Here is a 21,464-nt window from a genome sequence, read left to right as displayed (position 1 = left end):
GGGCCGGGTGTCCAGGGTGGAGCGCAGCGGAATCGGCGCAGCCGACGCGACGGAGGAGCGCCCTTGACACCCGGCCCGGAAGCGCGAAACTCACAGCTGGAGGGGCGGCCCCACACCCAACAACCCGCGCCACCCACCCACACCACTCAAAACCGCTCTGACCCGCACCCGACAACACCACCGTGACCAGCCGCGTCACCCCTGCTCAGAGATCCGCCGGGGGCGAGGTGGCTGTCCAGCGGGGGCCGGTGTCCTTGTCGATGGTCCAGATGAATTGCTGGTCGGGGGTCCGGGTCATGCCGAAGTCGTAAAGGCTCGGCTCCCCGGCGGTCAGCCATGTCTCGATCGCCCGGTCGGTCTCATCGGCCAGGTGGCGGGGGCCGCCCTGGTACGCCACGGCCGCGCCTCCCTCTCGTGCGTCGAGGGTGGCCCACGACGCGCGGCCGTCGTGCAGCCAGGCGCTCACGCCGTCGCTGTCCGCCCGCGTGGTGATCCGGACGTCGGGGAGTACGACGCGCAGGGCGAACAGCAGACTCACCTCATCGTGCAGGCGTCGCACGTGCTGCCGGAAAGGGCCCTCCGGCCCGGCCGTGGCAGTTCCCCGGATCCGGTCCCAGGGCAGGCCCTGGCCTGTGCCGCGACTCGGCATGAACGTCGCCAGTCCCTGCATCCAGCCACTGGCCGAACGGCCATCGTCCGCCACCGTGAGCGCCACATGTCCGAGCCGGCCCCAGGGGCTGACGATCCGGCCGCCGGGCCGGGTCTGCTCCACCCACGCCCACGGCACCTCGTCGACCGCGTACGTCGCGATGACGCGGTCGAACGGCGCTCCCTCGGCCCAGCCGTGGGCGCCGTCGCCGGTGACCACGTTCACCTCTGCTCCTGCCGCGCCGAGACGCACTCGCGCCGCCTCCGCGAGCCCGGGGTCGACCTCCACGCCGGTGACCCGTCCCGGGCCGACCCGTGCCGCCAGCAGAGCGGCGTTCCAGCCGGCCCCGGTGCCCAGTTCCAGTACGCGGTGGCCCGGCTCTGGCATCAGCGAATCGAGCATGTCCACCACGACGGCCTGACAGGACAGGCTGGAGGTGGCCAGTCCGTCCGTAATCTGCGTGATCGTGGCCTCGTCGGGCCCCGGACAGACGAGTTCGGCCCAGCGTCCGGGATCCGCCGTACGGTCCACCGGGACATAGGCGGAGCCGTCCCAGACCCATACCCGGTCCGGGGCGAAGAGGTGCCTCGGCAGATCCTCAACCGCCGTGCGAACCCATGGCGAATCGGCCGGCCAACCGCCCTCCGCCTCCGGCTCGCGCTGATCGCCCATGGGGACATCCCCTCTCTCAACCGGCAGAACGGACCCAGGCTCCCATGCCCGCTCGGGCCGGATCGCCGCGGTGAATCTCGGTGGCTGAAAAGCGGTTGCGGGGAGACCGGCGCCGTCTGTTTCCATGGGCGCATGGTGTCCACCGATCGACTTCTGGCCTTCGCCGCCATGTCGTTTCTCCTGATCGTCATTCCCGGCCCCAGCGTGCTGTTCGTGATCGGACGGGCTCTGGCGCAGGGGCGGCGGGCCGCGTTGACCACCGTCGTGGGCAACACGCTCGGCGCGTACGTGCTCGTTCTGGCCGTGGCGCTCGGGGTGGGGGCCGTGGTGGAGCGTTCGGTGCTTGTCTTCACCGTGCTCAAGCTCGCGGGCGCTGCGTATCTCGTATATCTAGGCGTCAAGGCGGTGCGGCAACGTGGGTCGCTGGCCGCCGCGTTCGCCGGTGGTGCCCCGGCGCAGGGGGGTCTGCGTACGCTGGGGGAAGGGTTCCTGGTCGGCGTGGCCAACCCGAAGGCCATCGTGTTCTTCGCCGCCGTACTGCCGCAGTTCGTCGACCGGACCCAGGGCCATGCCACGGCTCAGATGCTGCTGCTCGGCCTGGTCTTCAACGTCATCGCCGTGGTCTCCGACACCACGTGGGGACTGGTCGCGGCCACCACACGCGACTGGCTGGGCCGCTCACCCCAGCGGCTCTCCCTGGTCGGCGGGGCCGGTGGGCTCGCCATGATCGGGCTCGGGGTCACGATCGCCGCGACCGGCCGCAAGGACTGAGCCGGCGCCGGAGCCCGCGCCGCTCGCGGACGACCTCACCGAGTTCTTCCGCGCCCTGCGCGGATGAGCCGATCAGGGGCGGGGTGCCAGCAAGGCGTTCACGATGTCCTGGAGTGGGCCGAGCAGGTCCTCGGGGGTCGCGTCGCGCAGGGGTTGCAGGGCTACCGCGGAACGTACGACGGCGACGCCGACGCCCAGCGCGACCAGGAGTTCCGCCCGCAGCAGACGATCGGCGTCGTCCTCGGTGGCCGGGTCGTCCTGCGGCGGGCTGCCCGCGCCCGCCGCTTCCCGTACGCGGTGGCTGAAGTCCTCCAGCGCCCGTCTGCGCAGGGCGTCTACCTGCTCGTCCCCGGAGGGGCGCAGCAGCATGAGTACGGGGTGTTCGCCGAACTCCGGCCAGGCGTCGGCCGCCAGTTGACGGCTGAGCGCCTCGGCCAGCGCCTCGCGGCCCTCGGGGAAGTCGCCCTCCCGTCCCAGGAACCGGGGCGTGGCCGTCAGGGCCGCCTTGAACAGGCCTTCCTTCGAGTCGAAGTACCGCTTGATGAGCGCCAGGTTGACCCCGACGTCGCCCGCGACGTCCCGGAGTGTCGTGCGCTCGTACCCGAGGCGGATGAAGCGGCTGTGCGCGGCCTCCAGGAGCGCCTGCCGGGTCGCCGCCGCGTCCCGTCGCCGGGGTCCCCCGGTCCCGCTCCCCTCGCGGGTCTCTCCCGTCGCCACGCAGACCCCCTAAGTAATCATCCGTTGACTTGGCTCTGAAGCACGGTTACGTTACCAAGCACCAAGTAATCAATCGTTGACTTGCAAGCGTTGGCTTGCTCTCTTCGCAGTCCGGAAGGATGACGGTGGCCCAGCACGCTCTCCTCGTCATGGATGTCCAGCGCGTCGTCGTCGACCGCTACCCCGCTCCCGGCTACCTCCCGCGTCTGCGCGAGGCCGTCGACGCCGCTCGGGCGGGCGGCGTTCCCGTGATCTACGCCGTCGTCGGGTTCCGCCCCGGGTATCCGGAGATCAGCGCCCGCAACAAGATGTTCGGCGGACTTCTGCGCGCCGGGGCCCCGGCCGGTGCCGATGCCGATGCCGCCGCCACTGCCGCCGCCCGTGCCGCCGCCGAACGGGCCACCGAGATCCATCCGGACGTCGCGCCCGAGCCCGGCGAGACCGTTGTCACCAAGCGCCGCGTCAGCGCCTTCGCCGGCAGCGATCTGGACGTGGTCCTGCGGGCGGGCGGTATCGACCACCTCGTTCTCACCGGCATCGCCACGAGCGGTGTCGTGCTGTCGACCCTGCGCCAGGCGGCTGACCTGGACTTCGGCCTCACCGTCCTGTCCGACGGCTGCCACGACGCCGACCCCGAGGTGCACCGGGTGCTGACGGAGAAGGTCTTCCCGCAGCAGGCGGAGGTCACCACCGTGGCCGACTGGGCGGCGAAGGTACGCTGACGGGCCGTCTCCTGCCTCGCCGCCCTCGCCGCCGCCGTAGCCCTCGTCGCCGTAAGCACGCACGCGCGCACGCGCACCCGCACCGCCTCGGTCTCGCGCCCGCCCACTCAATGGCATGGTGTGTCGGCACGAACCGATCACGCGTGAGCGAGCGAGGCAGGAAATGAGCACGTCCAGTACGTCCCATGATCAGAACAGCGCGCGACCGGGCGGTCCCTTACACGCCGACGACACCGTCCAGCTGCGGCGACCCGCCAAGCCGCCTGCCGCACCCCCCGCCAAGCCCCCCGCCGCGCCCGGCAAAGGCTCCTCCAGCCTTCTGAAGTCCAGCGCCCTCATGGCCGCCGGCACCATCGTCTCCCGTATCACCGGGTTCCTGCGCACCCTCGTGATGGCCACCGCCATCGGTGTCGGCGCGCTCAACGACTCGTACCAGGTCGCCAATGTCCTGCCCACCATGATCTACGTGCTGGTGGGCGGCGGCGCGCTCAACGCCGTGTTCGTGCCGCAGCTCGTGCGGGCCATGAAGAAGGACGACGACGGGGGCGAGGCGTACGCCAACCGGCTCTTCACGCTGGTCATCACCGGGCTGGCGGTGGTCACGGCGCTCGGGGTGCTGGCGGCCCCGCTGCTGGTGCGCATGATGTCGCCGGACATCGCCTCCGATCCGGAGCGCATGGCCGTCACGGTCACCTTCGCGCGGTACTGCCTGCCCACCATGTTCTTCATGGGCGCGCATGTGGTGCTCGGCCAGATCCTGAACGCCCGTGGCCGGTTCGGCGCGATGATGTGGACGCCGGTCCTCAACAACCTCGTGACGATCGCCACGTTCGCCGGCTTCATCTGGGCCTTCGGCACCTTCACCGAGTCCGGCGTCGGCCCCTCGACCGTCACCCCCGGGGCCGTACGGCTGCTCGGGCTCGGCACGCTGCTCGGGCTCGCCGTGCAGGCGCTGGCGATGCTGCCGTATCTGCGCGGTGCCGGTTTCCGGCTCCGGCCGCGCTTCGACTTCCGGGGGCACGGGCTCGGCAAGGCGATGGGGCTCGCGAAGTGGACGCTGGCCTTCGTGCTGGCCAACCAGGCCGGCCTGGTGGTGGTCACCCAACTGGCCACCGAGGCGGGCTCGCTGGCCGAGCGGGCCGGTTACCCGGGGTCGGGGATCACGGCGTACAACTACGCGCTGCTGCTCTGGCAGATGCCGCAGGCCATCATCACCGTCTCGGTGATGACCGCCGTGCTGCCCCGGATCTCGCGCGCCGCCCACGACGACGACACGGCGGCCATACGGGACGACATCTCCTCCGGGCTGCGGACCTCGGCCGTCGCCATCGTGCCGTGCGCGTTCGCCTTCCTGGCGCTGGGCGTGCCGATGGCGACGCTGCTGTACGCGGGGTCGGGCGCCGAGGGGGCGCGGGGGATCGGGTACGTCCTGATGGCCTTCGGCCTCGGGCTCGTTCCTTACTCGGTGCAGTACGTGGTGCTGCGCGGTTTCTACGCGTACGAGGACACCCGGACGCCCTTCTACAACACGGTCATCGTCGCCGTGGTCAACGCGTCCGCCTCCGGCCTGTGTTTCGTCCTGCTGCCGGCGCGCTGGGCCGTCGCCGGGATGGCCGCGTCGTACGGGCTGGCCTTCGCGGTCGGTGTCGGGGTCGCCTGGCGGCGGCTGCGCAAGCGGCTGGGCGGGGAGCTGGACGGCGCGCGTGTCGTGCGTACGTACGTGCGGCTGATCGTGGCGTCGGCGCCGGCGGCCTTCGCCGCCTGGGGCGCGGCCCGCGCGGTGACCGGCGAGCTGGGCAGCGGCGCCGGGGGTTCGGCCGTGGCGCTGGCGGCCGGCGGGGCGGTGCTTGGCGTGGTCTTCCTGGGGCTCGCCCGGCTGATGCGGCTGCCGGAACTGGACGCCCTGATGGGCGCGGTGCGCGGTCGCCTGGGGCGCTGAGCCCCGTTCCGGCCGGCGCGGGACGCGCGACTCCCGTTCCGGCCGGCCGGAGCGCGTAAGCCTGTTCCGGCCGGTGCGCGACGCGTGACAACCCGGCGGGCCTCCCGACCTGTCCTACCTCCGGGAGACGCGAGTTCCCAGTCAAGTTCCGCGTATCAGGAGGCAGTTGTGCAATCCAAGGCGCTACGCAGACGGTGGCGGACCGCGGCGGTCGGAGTGGTCTCCGCCGTGGTGCTGATACCGGGGATGCCGGTGGCGTCCGCGCAGCCGGCGGTGCCCGGGGCCGGGGACCGCAGTGGCGGCTCCGGAGGCGGGCCCGTGCGTACGGTCGTGCTGGTGACCGGGGACCGGGTGCTGGTGGGGGCCGGGGACCGGGTGGTGGGGATCGAGCGGGCCGAGGGGCGGGAGAACGCCGCGTTCTCGGTGCGTACGACGGACGGGCACACGCACGTCGTGCCCGTCGACGCGCGGCCGTTGCTCGCGGCGGGGAAGCTGGACGCCCGGCTCTTCGATGTGACGCGACTGCTGGAGTACGGGTACGGCGGCGGCGACGGCGGTTCCGCGACGCTGCCGCTGATCACCTCCTTCACCGGCAGGAGCCTGCCGCCCGCCGGCGCGCTGAAGCGGACGGGCATCCGTACGGAGCGGACGCTGCCGACCGTCAACAGCCGGGCCATGCGGCTCTCCGGCGCGGACGGTTCCGCGTTCTGGGACGCCGTCACCGAGGAGACCCGGGGCGACGAGGCGCCCACCCGCTTCGCGGCCGGGACCGCCGTCAAGAAGGTCTGGCTCGACGGGCAGCGCAAGGCGAGCCTGGACCGGAGCGTGGCGCAGATCGGGGCGCCCACCGCCTGGGAGGCCGGGTACGACGGCAGCGGGGTGACCGTCGCCGTACTGGACACCGGGATCGACACGGGCCACCCCGATCTGGCGGCGCAGGTGGTCGGCGAGAAGGTGTTCGCCCAGGCGGACGGGCCGGGCGACGCGTTCGGCCACGGCACGCATGTGGCGTCGACGGTGGCGGGGACCGGGGCGAAGTCCGGCGGGCGCTACAGGGGCGTCGCGCCCGGGGCGAAGATCCTCAACGGCAAGGTGCTGGACGACAACGGCGACGGCTACGACTCGGAGATCATCGCCGGGATGGAGTGGGCCGTGGCCGAGGGCGCCGATGTGGTCAACCTCAGCCTCGGCGGGGACGACTCCCCCGGGATCGACCCGATGGAGGAGACCGTCAACCGGCTCTCCGCCGAGACGGACACGCTGTTCGTCATCGCCGCGGGCAACTCGGGCGACGGGGAGAGCACCGTCGGCTCGCCGGGCAGCGCGGACGCCGCGCTCACCGTGGGCGCCGTCGACACGTCCGACGTACTGGCCGACTTCTCCAGCCGCGGTCCCCGGGTGGGCGACGCGGGCGTCAAGCCCGATCTGACCGCCCCCGGCGTGGCGATCATGGCCGCGGCGGCGGCCGGCAGCGTACTGGAGCAGGAGGTTCCTTCGGACGTGCCGGGGTATCTCGCCATCGACGGTACGTCGATGGCGACCCCGCATGTCGCCGGAGCCGCCGCGATCCTGGCGCAGCGGCACCCCGACTGGAGCGGCCGGCGGATCAAGGCGGCGCTGACCGGCTCGGCGGAGCCGGGCCCGTACAGCTCCTTCCAGCAGGGCACCGGGCGCACCGAGGTGGTGCGCGCGATGGAGCAGGAGGTCATCGGTGAGACCGGGCCGCTGGGCTTCGGTCTCCAGCAGTGGCCGCACGACGACGACAAGCCGGTGACCAAGCAGGTCACGTACCGCAACCTCGGTACGGAGCCGGTGACGCTGGAGCTGTCGGCCGACGCGCGGGCGGTGGACGGGACGCCCGCGGCCGAGGGGATGTTCACCGTGTCGCCGGAGAAGATCACCGTTCCGGCGGGCGGTACGGCGAGCGCCGATGTCACCTCCGACACCCGGGCCGGTTCGGTGGACGGCTCCTTCGGCGGCGCGGTGACGGCCGCCTCGGCGGACGGTTCGGTCGCGGTGCGCACGGCGGTCGGGGTGGAGCGGGAGAAGGAGTCGTACACCCTGACGCTCAAGCACCTCGACGCGGAGGGCCGGCCCACCGGTGATGCCTCGACGTCGCTGATCGGCATCGGCCGGCAGTTCTACGGTGAGTACGCCAACCCGGAGAACGGGGAGGTCACTGCGCGGGTCCCGGCGGGTGACTACGCGCTCAGCGGGGTGATCCACACCCAGCGGAGTTCCACGGACAACGCGATTCTGATGCGGCCTCGGCTGAAGCTGGACCGGGACACCAGCGTCACGGTGGACGCGCGGGACGCGACGCCGATGGATGTCACGGTGCCGGACAGCGCCGCCGTCAGCACCAACGCCACGGTCGTGTGGATGTACGACCGGAGCGATCCGGACCGGCCGGGCAGCTTCGACTACATGCTTCCGGCGTTCGAGGGCCGCCGGTTCGGGATGATCGGCGGCGAGCCGACGTCCGACGACGGGTACGCGCTGTACTCGGGCAGCTGGGCCCGGACGGACGGGGACGGGACGCCGGTGAACTACCGCGCGGCCTGGGTGCGCCGAGGCGACCTGGGCGGCTTCGCCGACCGGATCGGCCGCGAACGGCTCGCCAGGACCGAGGTGTTGGTGGGGTCCCCGGGCACCGGCAGGCTGGCGCGGATCGACAACTCGCCCCGGACGCCGGAGGGGGACATCCTGTGGAGCACCTCCACCGTCAACCACGAGCTGAGCCCGTCGGCGCGGACGACCGAGTATGTGCTGGCCAATGACGTCAGCTGGTCGCACCGGGTCTGGCAGGGCACGCTGTATCCGAACCCGGAGCGGCCGTTCCTCGTCACGGACACCTTCCTGATGAGCAGGCCCAAGAGGTACGAGGCGGGCAGCAGCACCCGCGAGTCGTTCAACATCGGGGTGTTCGGCCCGGGCCTGGATCCCTCGGTCGCGTTCACGGGCGGTCTCTTCCCGGGTGCGGAGCGGCGGGGGAACACGATCAAGGCGTTCCTTCCGCTGTTCGGTGACGGTGCCGGGAACATGGGGCTGAGCGACTACACCTCGGTCGAGTCGTCGTTCCTGGCCGACGGCACGGAGATCGAGAGCGAGTACGCCCCGGTCGACGGGACCGTCGCGTACGAGGTGCCCGCCGGGGACAGTCCGTACCGGCTGACGATGGATGTCTCGCGCGATCCCGCGGTGTACCCGGTGAGCACGCGGGTGGCGGTGGACTGGGCGTTCCGGTCGGCAAAGACCCCGGAGGACGGGAAGCCGGTGGCGCTGCCGCTGTCGTCGGTGCGGTTCTCGCCGGAGCTGTCGGTGTCGAGCACGGCGCCCGCGGGCGGGCCGTTCACGGTGCCGTTCACCGTCGAGGGCGCTCCTGCCGGGGGCGGCGTCAAGAAGCTCGCCTTCTCGGTCTCGTACGACGAGGGCGCGAGCTGGCAGCGCGCGAAGGCGGTCGGCGGCGACCGGCTGAGGCTGACGCATCCGGCGGGGGCGGGCAGTGTCTCGCTGCGGGCGGAGCTGACCGACCGGGCGGGGAACACGCTGACCCAGACGATCGAGCGGGCCTACCTCATCGCCGAGTAGAGCCTGTCCGCGGAAACGCGGGCGCCGGACACGCCAACGCCCCGGTGCGGACCATGGTTTCGGTCCGTACCGGGGCGTTCGGCTTCCGCCGGGCGGCGGTTACGCGTTGACGGTTTCCTGCTCCGGCTCGGCCGCCGGAGTCTCCGTCGCCGGGGCCTCCTTGGCGGCGCGCTTCGCGGCCTTCTTCCCTGCGCGGCGCTCCTTGCGGAGTTCGACCATCGCGTAGAGCGTCGGTACGAGCAGCAGCGTCAGGACGGTGGAGGTCGCGAGGCCGCCGATGACGACCACGGCCAGGGGCTGGCCGATGAAGCCGCCCTCGCCGGTGATGCCCAGGGCCATGGGCACCAGCGCGAAGATGGTCGCCAGGGCGGTCATCAGGATCGGGCGCAGCCGGTGCCGGCCACCCTCGATGACGGCTTCGACGACGCCGAGGCCCTGGGCCCGGTACTGGTTGATCAGGTCGATCAGCACGATCGCGTTGGTCACGACGATGCCGATGAGCATCAGCATGCCGATCATCGCCGGGACGCCCATCGCGGTGCCCGTGATCAGCAGCAGCCCGATCGCGCCGGTCGCCGCGAACGGGACCGAGACGAGCAGGATCAGCGGCTGGATCAGCGAGCGGAACGTGGCGACGAGGAGCATGAAGACGATCGCGATGGCGGCCAGCATGGCGAGGCCGAGCTTCACGAAGGCGTCGTTCTGGTCCTCGGAGACGCCGCCGATGGAGGCGGTCGCGCCGTCCGGGAGCTTCAGCGAGTCGATCTTCGAGGCGAGCGCGGTGGAGACCGCGCCCGTGTTGTCGCTGGTTGGCCGGGCCGTGATGGTGGCGGCGCGGGCGCCGTCGATCCGGGTCATGGAGACGGGTCCGGGGACGAGTTCCACATCGGCGATCTGACCGAGCTTCACGGCGCCGAGCCGCAGGTCCTTCAGCTCGGCCATGGTGGTGGCCGGTTCTGCGGAGGTGATGACGACATCGCGCTCGGTGTCGTCGAGCATCGCCTTCGCGGCGGTCGTGCCCCGTACGGCCTGGCTGACGGCCGCGCCGAGGGTGGCGTCGCTGAATCCGGCGTCGGCGGCCTTGGAGTTGGCCTTGACCGAGATGCGCGGGATGGACTGCGACAGGTCGCTCTGTACGTCCGTGACGTCGTCGAGCTTCTTCACGACGCCCTGGACCTGGTCGGCGGCCTTGCGCAGGGTGTCCGCGTCGGACGCCTTGACGACGACGCTGAGGTCCTGGCTGCCGAAGCCGTCACCGGCGGCGATGGTGGTGTCGCCGATGCCGTCGAGGCCGGCCAGCTTCTTCTCGATCTCGTGCTGGGTGGACTCGTACTCCTTGGCGTCCTTCAGCGTGATCTGGTACGAGGCCTGGTTGGCGCCCGTACCGCCGCCGAAGGCAGCCATGAAGCCGGAGGAGCCGATGGTGACCTGGTAGTTCTTGATGGTGTCGACGTCCGCGAGGACCTTCTCGACCTTCGCGGCGGCGGCGTCGGCCGCGTCCAGGCTGGTGCCGGGCTCCAGCTTCTGCTTGATGGTGAGGACTTCCTGCTCGCCCTGGTCGAAGAAGTTGGTCTTCAGGAAGGGCACCATGCCGAAGGTGGCAAGGAGGACGGCGACCGCGATGCCGGCGCTCATGAGGCGGCGGCGGGTGGCGAACTCCAGCACCGGCACGTAGAAGCGCTGGAGCCGGCTCTGCGTCTCCTTCTCCTCGGCCAGCCGGCGCGCCTCCTCGGCGTCGACGCCGGCCGCTTCCTTCGGGACCCGCAGGAACCAGAACGAGAGGACGGGGACGACGGTCAGCGAGACGAGCAGCGAGGCGAGCAGCGCCGCCGTGACGGTCAGCGAGAACGAGCCGAAGAGCGCGCCGACCATGCCGCCGACGAGACCGATCGGCAGGAACACCGCGACGGTGGTCAGCGTGGAGGCGGTGACCGCGCCCGCGACCTCCTTGACGGCGGTGAGGATGGCGGTCTCGCGCTCCTCGCCGTAGCCGAGGTGCCGCTTGATGTTCTCCAGGACGACGATCGAGTCGTCCACGACGCGGCCGATCGCGATGGTCAGCGCGCCGAGGGTGAGCATGTTGAGCGACAGGTCGCGCGTCCACAGCACGATCAGCGCCAGCACGATGGAGAGCGGGATGGAGACCGCGGTGACGACCGTGGAGCGGATCGAGGCCAGGAAGACCAGGATCACGAGCACGGCGAAGACCAGGCCGAGCGCGCCCTCGGTGGTGAGCCCGGAGATGGCCTTGGAGACGGCGGGGCCCTGGTCGCTGACGACGGTGAGGGTGGCGCTGGAGCCGAGGTCCTTGCGCAGATCGGGCAGCTTGTCCTTGACGGCGTCGGAGATGGCGACGGCGCTGCCGTCCTTGTCCATCGTGGCCATGACGGCGAGGCTGGGCTTGCCGTCCGTCCGGGTCAGGGACGTCGCGGCGGCCGGCTTCTGCTCGACGGTGGCGACGTCCGCGAGGCGGACGGCCTTGGTGGCGCCGGTCTGGCCCGCGCCGCCCGCTGCCGCGCCGGCCGGGGGCGCGATGCGCAGGTCCTTGATCTGCTGGAGCGAGGTGAACCCGCTGCCGACCTGGACCGTACGGCTCTTGCCGTCCTCGGCGAACGAACCGGCGGGCAGGGCGGCGCCGCCGGCCCGCAGCGCGTCGGCGAGCGCCATGGTGTTGAGGCCCGCGGCGGCGAGCTTCGCGTCGTCGGGGGTGACGGCGACCTGGAGGTCGCGGACGCCGTCGACGGTGACCTGGCCGACGCCGGAGATGTCCTGGAGGGCGGGCACGACCGTACGGTCCAGCTGGGCGGCGAGCGCCTGCTGGTCCTTGTCGGAGGTGACGGCGAGGACGACGGTCGGGATGTCGTCCGTCGAGCCGGCGATGACCTGCGGGTCGACCTCGCCCGGGAGCTGGGAGCGGGCGCGGTTCACGGCCTGCTGGACATCGGCGACGAGCTGCTTGGTGTTCTCACCGCCGAAGTCGAAGCTGGCCATGATGATGGCACTGCCCTCGCTCGCCGTCGAGGTGATGCCCTTGAGGCCGTCGACGGCCTTGAGGGAGTTCTCGAGCGGTTCGACCACCTGCTTCTCGACCACATCGGGGGAGGCGCCCTGGTAGGGAGCGAGCACCGACACCATCGGCAGTTCGATGGAGGGCAGCAGCTGCTGCTTGAGCTGGGGTATCGCGATCGCGCCGAACACGATCGCGATGATCGACATCAGCCCGATCAGGGCCCGTTGCGCGAGGCTGAATTTCGACAGCCAGGACATTGGGGGTCTCTCTTCTGTGGTGTACGCGGCAGGCGGAGGAGCGCTGCTCCTCCGGGAGCGACCGGCACATGGGGCCGGTGCTGTTTACCGGCACATGGGGACGGTGCTGTTTATACGATCAGCCATCCGCGAGCCGGATCCGTCGCCCCCAGGTCTTCATTCTTTATCTGCCGCATACCGCACCTGGAGTACGGCGCCGGGGCGCTCACTCCACCCTCGGGCGTACCAGTCCCGACTCGTAGGCGATGACGACGAGTTGGGCCCGGTCGCGGGCGCCTAGCTTCGCCATGGCCCGGTTGACGTGCGTCTTTACCGTCAGCGGGCTCACCTGGAGGCGTGCCGCGATCTCGTCGTTGGAGAGGCCGCCCGCGACCTGGACGAGCACCTCGCGCTCGCGCCCGGTCAGCGCGTTCAGCCGCTCGGAGTGGCCGCCCGGGTCCCGTTCGGGGTCGCCGCCGCCCTGGGCGAGGAAGGTAGCGATGAGGCCCTTGGTCGCGGCCGGTGACAGCAGGGCGTCGCCCGCCGCCGCGATCCGGATGGCGTTGAGCAGCTCCTCGGGTTCCGCGCCCTTGCCGAGGAAGCCGGAGGCGCCGGCGCGCAGCGACTGCACCACGTACTCGTCGACCTCGAAGGTGGTCAGCATGACGACGCGTACCCCGGCCAGGTCGGGGTCGGCGCTGATCGTACGGGTGGCGGCGAGGCCGTCCGTACCGGGCATACGGATGTCCATCAGGACGACGTCCGGGCGGGTGGAGCGGGCGAGGGCGACGGCCTGGGCGCCGTCGGCGGCCTCTCCGACGACCTCCATGTCGGGCTCGGAGTCCACCAGTACGTGGAACGCGCTGCGCAGCAGTGTCTGGTCGTCGGCGAGCAGCACCCTGATCGTCATCTGTTCTCCCCGTGCGCCGCGCGGTCGTCCGTACGGCCGTCGACGGGCAGTATCGCCTGGGTGCGGAAGCCGCCGCCGTACCGGGGTGCCGCGGTGAGGGTGCCGCCGAGGGCGGTGACGCGCTCGCGCATGCCGATGAGGCCGTGGCCGCCGCTGTCGGGAGCGGGGGCGGGGGACGCGGGCGCCCTGGGGTCGCCCGTGCCGCTGTCGCCGCCGTGGTCGAGCACGGTGACCTCCACGGTGGATCCGATCCGTACGACGCTGACCTCGGCCTTCGCGCCCGTACCCGCGTGCTTGCGCACGTTGGTCAGCGCCTCCTGGATGATCCGGTACGCGGCGAGGTCGACGGCGGCGGGCAGTTCGCGGCGCGGTCCTGGCCCGCCCACCAGGAACTCCACGGGCAGGCCCGCGTTGCGGAAGGTGTCGAGGAGCCCGTCGAGGTGGGCGAGGCCGGGGGCGGGCTCGGTGGGGGCAGCGGGGTCGCCGGACTGGCGGAGCAGCCCGACGGTGGCGCGCAGCTCGTTGAGCGCGGAGCGGCTGGCCTCCCGTACGTGCGCGAGCGCCTCCTTGGCCTGGTCGGGGCGCCTGTCCATGACGTGCGAGGCGACGCCGGCCTGCACATTGACCAGGGCGATGTGGTGGGCGACGACATCGTGGAGGTCGCGGGCGATGCGCAGCCGCTCCTCGGCGACGCGGCGGCGCGCCTCCTCGTCGCGGGTGCGTTCTGCGCGTTCGGCGCGCTCGCGGATGGCGTCGACGAAGGCGCGGCGGCTGCGGACGGCGTCCCCGGCGGTGCTGGCCATGCCGGCCCAGGCGAAGATCGCCAGGTTCTCCTGGGCGTACCAGGGGGCACTGCTGACGACCATCGCGACCGCCGTGAGGACGGTCATGGTGCCGAGGCCGACCCGCCAGGTGGTGGGGCGGTCGGTGTGCGCGCCGACGGTGTAGAGCGCGATGACGGCGGTGAGGACGGCGGGCGCGGGCGGGTGGACCATGATCAGCCCGAGCAGGGTCAGCCCGGCGGTGCCCAGCAGTACGGCCGTGGGCGCGCGGCGCCGGAAGACCAGTACGGCGGCGCTGAGCACCATCAGGACCACCCCGAGGGACGTGGGCGCACGGCTGCCGAAGACGGGCCCGTCGGGCCCGCCGTGGTCGGCGAACGACCCCACGATCATGCAGAGCAGCACACCGGCCGACAGCAAGGCGTCGGAGGCGAGGGGATGCGCGTACGCCCGTTCCCGCGAGCGGGCGCACACTTCGCCGAGAGTCGTCACACCTCGCAACGGTACGCCGCCCACGCGGGCAGCCCGGTCGCGAGCGCCCCGACGGCCGGCCCGGTGGTCAGCCCTGCCGGGAGTCCTGGCCGGGGCGGGCGCTGAGCAGGGCCGCGCCCAGCGGGGTGAGGACGTGGAGCACGGTGTTGCCCCGCCGGGTCGCGGTGGTCAGGCCCGCCTCGCGCAGTGTGGTGGCGTGCTGGCTGGCCGTGGGCGGGGTCATGCCGAGGCGCCGGGCCAGTTCTCCGGTGGTGCAGCCGTCCTCGATCAGACGCAGGCAGGCGGCCCGGGTGGGGCCGAGGAGGTTCGCGAGCCTCCGGGATCCGGCCGTGTGGTCGGGGCCGGCCCACCAGCCCGGCACACGGGGGATCGGGTAGACCAGCACGGGCGGCAGCCCGGGGTCGACGAGGGTGATGGGCATCCGCCAGCAGAACACCGAGGGCACCAGCACCAGGCCCCGCCCGGCCAGTTGGATGTCGTGCTCCACGGGGTAGTCCGCCTCCAGCACCGGTCTTCGCCACCGCAGGATCGGCGCCAGGCCGGCCAGCATTCCCTCGCTGCCGTCGTCCAGTACGGAGCGGGAGCGCAGCGCCCGCTCGGCGTCGACGAGGGCCCGCATCTGCGGCCAGTAGGGTGCGACGGCGGTGCGGTAGTACGCGCGGAGCGCGCCCCCGAGCCCTTTCAGCGTCTCCGGATCCCCCTCGGCCAGGGGACGGGCCCAGGGCGGCGCGCCGGGCAGTGCCTCCAGTTCCCGGCGCAGTTGGCCGCGCGGGGTGGTCAGTACCGCCTCGATGCCGGGCTCCAGCCCCTCGGACGCCTGCGCCGGGGTCAGGAAGTCGGGGAAGTCGCCCACCGGGGGCGCCAGCGTGCGCAGCACCCGGACCTGCGACGGCTGCAGCCTGCTGAGCCCGGCCCGTACCTGCGCGCGCCACGGGTCGAAGACGGCCCGCCCCTGCGCCGTACCCAGCAGGGTGATGCTGAGCACCGTCTCCCAGAGCGGATCGGGCTCGCGTACGAACCGGATCCTGGACAGGTCGTCAGCGGTGAAGTGCACCCGCAGCACCACGCTCACCCCTCGTTCCCACGACGGCTCGCCGCTCGCCAGTCTGCATCCCCGACAACCCCTCTGACCAGCCCTTTTAGGCCAGCTATGAACAATGTGGCGCCAAGTTCGCGAGACCCGCCACGCTGAGGCACCGCCACGGTCGGCTCCTCGGACCCGCGGCGGAGAACAGCGGTGCCGACGCGGCCGTACGGGGGGCGGTCGCGTCGCGCCGTACGGCCGCGTCACCGCGGCCGACCACCTCATTCCGCGACGACAGAACAGGACCGGCCACACCATGGGACGTTCGGAACTCCCCGTCTCCCGCGCCGCGGGACAGGCCCTCTCGCCGCCCCGCAGAAGCGTTCTCCTGGGAGCGCTCGGCGCCGCCGCCGCGTTGAGCGCCTTCGCCCGTCCGGCCGCCGCAGCGGCGGCGGCGGCGTCCGCGCCCGTCCCCTATCCGCTGCTGACCCGCGCCGACTGGGGTGCGGACGAGTCGCTGCGGTTCGCCGTCGGCGGCGCCGAACTCTGGCCGCCGGAGTTCCACCCCGTACAGACCCTGAGCATCCACCACACCGCCGACGAGAGCAGCAACCCCGACCCGGCCGCGCGGGTCCGCTCGATCTACCGCAACGACGCTGTCGGCGCCGGCAAGGAGTACGGGGACATCGGCTACCAGTACGTGATCGACGAGAACGGCCGGGTGTACGAGGGACGCTGGTCGGGCACCGCCGGCACGGTCGCGCACGACAGCGCCGGGAGACTCGTCACCGGTGCGCACATCGGCGGCTACAACAGCGGCAACGTGGGGATAGCCCTGCTCGGCACGTTCACCCGGACGCCCGCGCCGGCCGCCGCCCGCGCCACCCTGATCCAGTTGCTGGCCGAACTCGCCGCGCGGCACTCGATCGATCCGCTGGCCACCGTCGTCTACCGCAATCCGATCAGCGGAGTCACCCGGACCGTCCCGGCCATCGGCGGCCACCTCGACTGGGCGGCCACCCTGTGCCCCGGAACGGTCCACGCCGACCTGCCGGCGATCCGTACCGAGACCGCCGGGCTGATCAACGGCTGATCCGACACCGACGGGGACGCCGGACCACTGACCAGGGACGCGTTCTGGCGGTTCAACGTCGGCTGCTGAGCCGACAGCGCTTCGCCCCGCCGAGTGGCAACTCGGCGGGGCGAAGTGTCGCGCTGCTGGAGTGGAGTCGGCAGGGCCGGGCGCCAGGGGCCGCGGGAGGCTACGGGGAGGGGATCAGGCCCTCGTCGTCGAGCATCTCGCGGACCTCTTCCATCGTCGCGCCGGGCGCCGGCAGGATCAGTTCGGACGGCTCCAGGGAGTCGTCCGGCAGCGGCTCGCCGAGTTCGCGGACCTTGTCCAGGAGCGCGTGCAGCGTGCGGCGGAAGCCGTCCGCGTCACCGTCCCTGACCTCGGCCAGCAGTTCGTCGTCGAGCTTGTCGAGCTCGGCGAAGTGGCTGTCCGCCAGCTTCACCTGGCCCTCCCCCATGATCCGTACGATCATGACGCGCCCCTACTGCTTGTCGAATTTGTTGGTCGACGGCTGGGCGTCCTGCGTGCCCGTGCCACCGGTGCCGCCCTCGATCGCCTGGGTCGACGACGAGCCGCCGGCCAGCTCCGCCTTCATGCGCTGGAGCTCCAGCTCGACGTCCGAGCCGCCGGAGATACGGTCCAGTTCGGCGGCGATGTCGTCCTTCGCCATGCCGGACTGGTCGTCCAGCGCGCCGGAGGCGAGCAGCTCGTCGATCGCGCCGGCCCGCGCCTGGAGCTGCGCGGTCTTGTCCTCGGCGCGCTGGATGGCCAGGCCGACGTCGCCCATCTCCTCGGAGATGCCGGAGAATGCCTCCCCGATCCGGGTCTGCGCCTGCGCGGCGGTGTAGGTCGCCTTGATGGTCTCCTTCTTCGTACGGAAGGCGTCCACCTTGGCCTGGAGGCGCTGGGCGGCGAGCGTCAGCTTCTCCTCCTCGCCCTGGAGCGTCTGGTGCTGCGTCTCCAGGTCGGTGACCTGCTGCTGGAGCGAGGCGCGGCGGGACAGCGCCTCGCGCGCCAGGTCCTCCCGGCCGAGCGCCAGCGCCTTGCGGCCCTGGTCCTCCAGCTTGGACGACTGGCCCTGCAGCTGGTTCAGCTGAAGTTCCAGCCGCTTGCGGGACGTCGCCACATCGGCCACGCCCCGGCGTACCTTCTGAAGCAGCTCCAGCTGCTTCTGGTACGAGTAATCAAGGGTCTCGCGCGGATCCTCGGCCCGGTCAAGGGCCTTGTTGGCTTTCGCGCGGAAGATCATCCCCATACGCTTCATGACACCGCTCATGGGCTTCGCGCGCCCCCTTCTGACGGACTCCGGACTACAGCACTCCAACAGAACCCACAGTACGGGCCCTGCCTCTATTACCGCACTGTTCCAGCGCGGATGCGCTCCTCCCCAAGGACGACTGACCTCCGCCCGGCTCGGACGCAGGGAGTAGATGACCACGGAGGATGATCGGGAAATAGCGGGCAAATTCGAATTATTCACCCGCCGTTTCCCTGTCTTCTTCCCGGAAGAGACGCAGGACGTTGCGGGATCGTTCCCCGCAGGGGTGGGGCCGAACCACGTCACCCCGTACCCTTGGGTTTTGTGTTCCGAAGCCGCTCCAAGGAAGAGAAGGCCACCGCCACCAAGGTGACGGCGGACCTCTCCACGCAGCCCCGCGACCCGCAGGCCCCCAAAGGCCGCCCGACCCCCAAGCGCAGTGAGGCCCAGTCGCAACGACGGCGCGCCTCGACGACGCCGACCGACCGCAAGACGGCCATGAAGCGCCAGCGCGAGGCCCGCCGGGAGGACCTGGCGAAGCAGCGCGAGGCGCTGGCCAGCGGTGACGAGCGTTATCTGCCGGCCCGTGACAAGGGCCCGGTACGCCGGTACGTCCGCGATTTCGTGGACTCCCGGTTCGCCATCGCCGAGTTCTTCCTGCCGCTCGCCGTGGTGATCCTCGTACTGAGCATGGTGCGGGTCGGCGCGCTCCAGAACATCGCGCTGCTGCTGTGGCTCGGTGTGATCGTGCTGATCATCATCGACTCGATCGGCATCTGGCTGCGGCTGAAGAAGCAGCTCGCCGAGCGCTTCCCGGACACCCCCAAGCGCGGCGCGGTGGCCTACGGCCTGATGCGTACGCTCCAGATGCGCCGACTGCGACTGCCGAAGCCGCAGGTCAAGCGCGGAGAGCGGCTCTGAGTACGGAAGTCTCCGGCTTCTCCGCGGCACGGGCCAACTGGCTGGCCGGGCTCGGCGGGCTCCGTAACGTCGTCCGTCAGGAGCTGGTCGCGCGCCAGCTCGACGAGCAGATCAGCGCCCGCTTCCCGGTGGGACAGCGGCTGCGGGTCCTCGACGTCGGGATGGGGCAGGGCACCCAGGCCCTGCGGCTCGCGCGCGCCGGACACACCGTGACCGGTCTTGAGTCCGATCCCGGGATGCTGGCCACGGCGCAGGCGGCCTTCGCCGACGAGCCCGCGGGCATACGCGAGCGGGTGCGGCTGATCGAGGGCGACGGCCTGGAGACCGGGGTCCACTTCCTGCCGGGCAGCTTCGACGTGGTGCTCTGCCACGGCGTGCTGATGTACGTCAACGAGCCGGACGCGATGCTGGCCGGGCTGGCGCGGATGCTGGCGCCGGGCGGGCTGCTGTCCCTGCTCGTACGGAACGGTGACGCGCTGTCGCTCCGTCCCGGGCTGGCCGGGGACTGGGCGGAGGCGCTGGACGCGTTCGACTCGGCCACGTACACCAACCGGCTGGGCCTGCGCGTCAGGGCGGACCGGCTGGAGTCGCTCACGGCGACGCTGGCGGGGATCGCCGCGCCGCTGCACGCCTGGTACGGCGTACGGGTCTTCACGGACGGCGCCGCGGGGAACGCGGAGCCGCCGGTGGGCGAGGAGCTGGAGCGGCTGCTGTCGGCGGAGGACCGGGCGGGCCGCCTGGAGCCGTACCGCAGGGTGGCGGCGCTGCTGCATCTGTGCGGGGTCCGTGGCTGAGAATCGGGCACGGACTCTGTCAGGCGCGGGGCGCGTTTTCGCGTCCTCACTGAAATGAGCGGCACTGAAGCGGTCGGCGTCGACGCCGGCCCGAACGCGAGAAGCGCGCCCGCGGCCGGCACGCGGGAGACACCCCAGCTGCCCGCCAGGGAGACCTGGGCGGCCCTGTACCGGCACTTCCGGCCGCATCGCGCGACGGTGGCCCTCGGCGCGCTGCTTGCGCTGATCGGCACGGCGACCGGGCTGGCGCAGCCGCTCGCGGCGAAGGCCCTGGTCGACCGGCTCGGTGACGACGGCTCGATCACCGGCGTGCTGCTGCTGCTCACCGGGCTGGTGGTGTTCGGCACGGCGGTCCAGGCGGTCGGCTCGTACCTGCTGGAGCGGACCGCCGAGTCCGTGGTGCTGGCCGCCCGGCGCACTCTGATCGGGCGGCTGCTGCGGCTGCGGCTGCCCGAGGTGGAGCGGACCCAGCCAGGCGATCTGATGTCCCGGGTCACCTCGGACACCACCCTGCTGCGCGCGGTGACGACGCAGTCGATCGTCTCGGCGGCGACCGGCAGCCTGGCCTTCCTGGCGACGATCACGCTGATGGGCCTGCTGGATCCGGTGCTGCTGGGTGTCACGCTCGGGGTGATCGTGGTGATCGGCGCCGCCGTGGCGCTGGTGATGCCGAGGATCTCGCGGGCGGCCAAGCGGTCGCAGGAGGCCGTCGGCCACATATCCGCGGTGCTGGAGCGGGCCTTCGGGGCGTTCCGTACGGTCAAGGCGTCGGGCGCGGAGGACCGGGAGACCGCGGTCGTGGAGACGGCGGCCCGGGACGCGTGGCGGCACGGGGTGGCGGCGGCGAAGTGGCAGACGGTCGCCGGGGCTTCGGTCGGGCTGGCCGTGCAGGTGTCGTTCCTGGCGGTGCTGGGGGTGGGCGGGGCGCGGGTGGCGTCGGGGGCGATCTCCGTGTCGACGCTGGTCGCGTTCCTGCTGTTCCTGTTCTATCTGATCGACCCGGTGTCGAGCCTGGTGGGCGCGGTGACGCAGTACCAGGTGGGTACGGCGGCGGTCGCCAGGATCGTGGAGGCGGAGCGGCTGGAGACCGAGACGCTGGACGTCGCGACGCGGGAGACCGGGACGCCGGCCCCGGAGTCCGGGGCCTCCGCCTCGCGGAAGCCGGCCTCGGTCGTCTTCGACGACGTCACCTTCCGCTACCGCGACGATCTCCCGTACGTCCACCGCGGCGTCTCCTTCGAGGTCCCCGGCCCGGGGATGACGGCCTTCGTCGGCCCGTCGGGCGCGGGCAAGACGACGGTCTTCGGGCTGGTGGAGCGGTTCTACGAGCCGGCCGGCGGCCGGATCCTGCTCGACGGGCGGGACATCCGCGAGCTGCCGCTGGCCGAGCTGCGCGCCTCCATCGGCTACGTCGAGCAGGACTCCCCCGTGCTGGCCGGGACGCTGCGCGAGAATCTCGTCTTCGCCGCACCGGGCGCCTCCGACGACGAGATCCACGAGGTGCTCGTACGGGCCAGGCTGGACGGGCTGGTGGAGCGGCTGCCCGACGGGCTCGACACGCTCGTCGGCCATCGCGGCTCCAAGCTCTCGGGCGGCGAGCGGCAGCGGGTGGCGATCGCGCGGGCGCTGCTGCGCAGGCCCCGGCTGCTGCTCCTGGACGAGGCGACGTCGCAGCTGGACGCGGTCAATGAGCTGGCGCTGCGGGACGTGGTCGCGGAGGTGGCGCGGGAGGTCACCGTGCTGGTGGTGGCGCACCGGCTGTCGACGGTGACACTGGCGGACCGGATCGTGGTGATGGACGCGGGGCGGGTCCGGGCGGTGGGCACGCACGAGGAGCTGGTGGCGGGGGACGCGCTGTACGGGGAGCTGGCGGCGACGCAGTTCCTGGCGGCGGCGCGCTGACC

The 21,464-nt window shown here is 72.0% G+C and carries 16 protein-coding genes; 8 read left to right on the top strand and 8 right to left on the bottom strand.

Annotation, left to right across the window (positions count from 1 at the left end; genetic code table 11):
• Positions 1 to 205 precede the first annotated feature (205 nt).
• On the bottom strand, positions 206 to 1,321 hold the full coding sequence (locus AB0389_RS32345; RefSeq protein ID WP_366399096.1) for a methyltransferase domain-containing protein: 1,116 nt from the start codon (positions 1,319 to 1,321) through the stop codon (positions 206 to 208).
• A gap of 132 nt (positions 1,322 to 1,453) precedes the next feature.
• Between AB0389_RS32345 and AB0389_RS32340 the strand changes: the two genes are divergently transcribed.
• Entirely contained in the window at positions 1,454 to 2,092 is a 639-nt protein-coding gene (locus AB0389_RS32340) for a LysE family translocator (RefSeq protein ID WP_366399095.1), read from the top strand.
• Positions 2,093 to 2,164: 72 nt separating this feature from the next.
• Here the strand turns inward: AB0389_RS32340 and AB0389_RS32335 are convergent, their stop codons facing one another.
• Positions 2,165 to 2,809, bottom strand: a complete 645-nt coding sequence (locus AB0389_RS32335; RefSeq protein ID WP_366399094.1) for a helix-turn-helix domain-containing protein — start codon at positions 2,807 to 2,809, stop codon at positions 2,165 to 2,167.
• 125 nt (positions 2,810 to 2,934) lie between these two features.
• Between AB0389_RS32335 and AB0389_RS32330 the strand changes: the two genes are divergently transcribed.
• The 3 genes from AB0389_RS32330 (at position 2,935) to AB0389_RS32320 (ending at position 9,061) form a co-directional block, all read left to right on the top strand.
• Positions 2,935 to 3,531: an isochorismatase family cysteine hydrolase gene (locus AB0389_RS32330; RefSeq protein WP_366399093.1), complete on the top strand. Its 597-nt coding sequence runs from the start codon at positions 2,935 to 2,937 to the stop codon at positions 3,529 to 3,531.
• 163 nt (positions 3,532 to 3,694) lie between these two features.
• Entirely contained in the window at positions 3,695 to 5,470 is a 1,776-nt protein-coding gene (gene murJ / locus AB0389_RS32325) for a murein biosynthesis integral membrane protein MurJ (RefSeq protein WP_366399092.1), read from the top strand.
• A gap of 168 nt (positions 5,471 to 5,638) precedes the next feature.
• Entirely contained in the window at positions 5,639 to 9,061 is a 3,423-nt protein-coding gene (locus AB0389_RS32320; protein ID WP_366399091.1) for a S8 family serine peptidase, read from the top strand.
• 99 nt (positions 9,062 to 9,160) lie between these two features.
• Here AB0389_RS32320 and AB0389_RS32315 read toward each other — a convergent pair whose 3' ends face one another.
• The 4 genes from AB0389_RS32315 to AB0389_RS32300 form a co-directional block, all read right to left on the bottom strand.
• Positions 9,161 to 12,328 (bottom strand): efflux RND transporter permease subunit, encoded by a 3,168-nt coding sequence (locus AB0389_RS32315; protein ID WP_366399090.1) that lies wholly within the window; start codon positions 12,326 to 12,328, stop codon positions 9,161 to 9,163.
• Between the two features lie 205 nt (positions 12,329 to 12,533).
• Entirely contained in the window at positions 12,534 to 13,217 is a 684-nt protein-coding gene (locus tag AB0389_RS32310; RefSeq protein WP_366399089.1) for a response regulator transcription factor, read from the bottom strand.
• Positions 13,214 to 14,491: a sensor histidine kinase gene (locus AB0389_RS32305; RefSeq protein WP_366399088.1), complete on the bottom strand. Its 1,278-nt coding sequence runs from the start codon at positions 14,489 to 14,491 to the stop codon at positions 13,214 to 13,216. Before AB0389_RS32305 ends, AB0389_RS32310 begins: the two co-directional genes overlap by 4 nt.
• Before the next feature lie 67 nt (positions 14,492 to 14,558).
• A complete protein-coding gene (locus AB0389_RS32300; RefSeq protein WP_366399087.1) occupies positions 14,559 to 15,563 on the bottom strand; it encodes a winged helix-turn-helix domain-containing protein in 1,005 nt (334 codons plus the stop codon).
• A gap of 268 nt (positions 15,564 to 15,831) precedes the next feature.
• Here AB0389_RS32300 and AB0389_RS32295 point away from each other — a divergent pair, with 268 nt between their 5' ends.
• A complete protein-coding gene (locus AB0389_RS32295) occupies positions 15,832 to 16,608 on the top strand; it encodes a peptidoglycan recognition family protein (RefSeq protein WP_366399086.1) in 777 nt (258 codons plus the stop codon).
• Between the two features lie 169 nt (positions 16,609 to 16,777).
• On the opposite strand, the gene AB0389_RS32290 is transcribed toward AB0389_RS32295, so the two are convergent.
• Together AB0389_RS32290 and AB0389_RS32285 are read right to left on the bottom strand one after the other, a co-directional pair.
• Positions 16,778 to 17,059 (bottom strand): hypothetical protein, encoded by a 282-nt coding sequence (locus AB0389_RS32290; RefSeq protein WP_366399085.1) that lies wholly within the window; start codon positions 17,057 to 17,059, stop codon positions 16,778 to 16,780.
• Between the two features lie 9 nt (positions 17,060 to 17,068).
• Positions 17,069 to 17,851, bottom strand: a complete 783-nt coding sequence (locus tag AB0389_RS32285; RefSeq protein ID WP_366399084.1) for a PspA/IM30 family protein — start codon at positions 17,849 to 17,851, stop codon at positions 17,069 to 17,071.
• 318 nt (positions 17,852 to 18,169) lie between these two features.
• Here AB0389_RS32285 and AB0389_RS32280 point away from each other — a divergent pair, with 318 nt between their 5' ends.
• The 3 genes from AB0389_RS32280 to AB0389_RS32270 are packed head-to-tail and all read left to right on the top strand — an operon-like array spanning position 18,170 to position 21,462.
• On the top strand, positions 18,170 to 18,766 hold the full coding sequence (locus AB0389_RS32280) for a DUF3043 domain-containing protein (protein ID WP_366399083.1): 597 nt from the start codon (positions 18,170 to 18,172) through the stop codon (positions 18,764 to 18,766).
• 41 nt (positions 18,767 to 18,807) lie between these two features.
• Complete coding sequence (locus tag AB0389_RS32275; RefSeq protein WP_366399099.1) at positions 18,808 to 19,560, top strand: methyltransferase domain-containing protein; 753 nt, start codon at positions 18,808 to 18,810, stop codon at positions 19,558 to 19,560.
• A 54-nt stretch (positions 19,561 to 19,614) separates the two neighbouring features.
• Positions 19,615 to 21,462 (top strand): ABC transporter ATP-binding protein, encoded by a 1,848-nt coding sequence (locus AB0389_RS32270; protein ID WP_366399082.1) that lies wholly within the window; start codon positions 19,615 to 19,617, stop codon positions 21,460 to 21,462.
• Positions 21,463 to 21,464: the final 2 nt, after the last annotated feature.

The sequence above is a fragment of the Streptomyces sp. NPDC093109 genome (assembly GCF_040701725.1).
Lineage (GTDB): Bacteria > Actinomycetota > Actinomycetes > Streptomycetales > Streptomycetaceae > Streptomyces.
The sequence above is the reverse complement of the archived record's forward strand: the minus strand, read 5'-3'. Positions and strand labels throughout refer to the sequence as shown.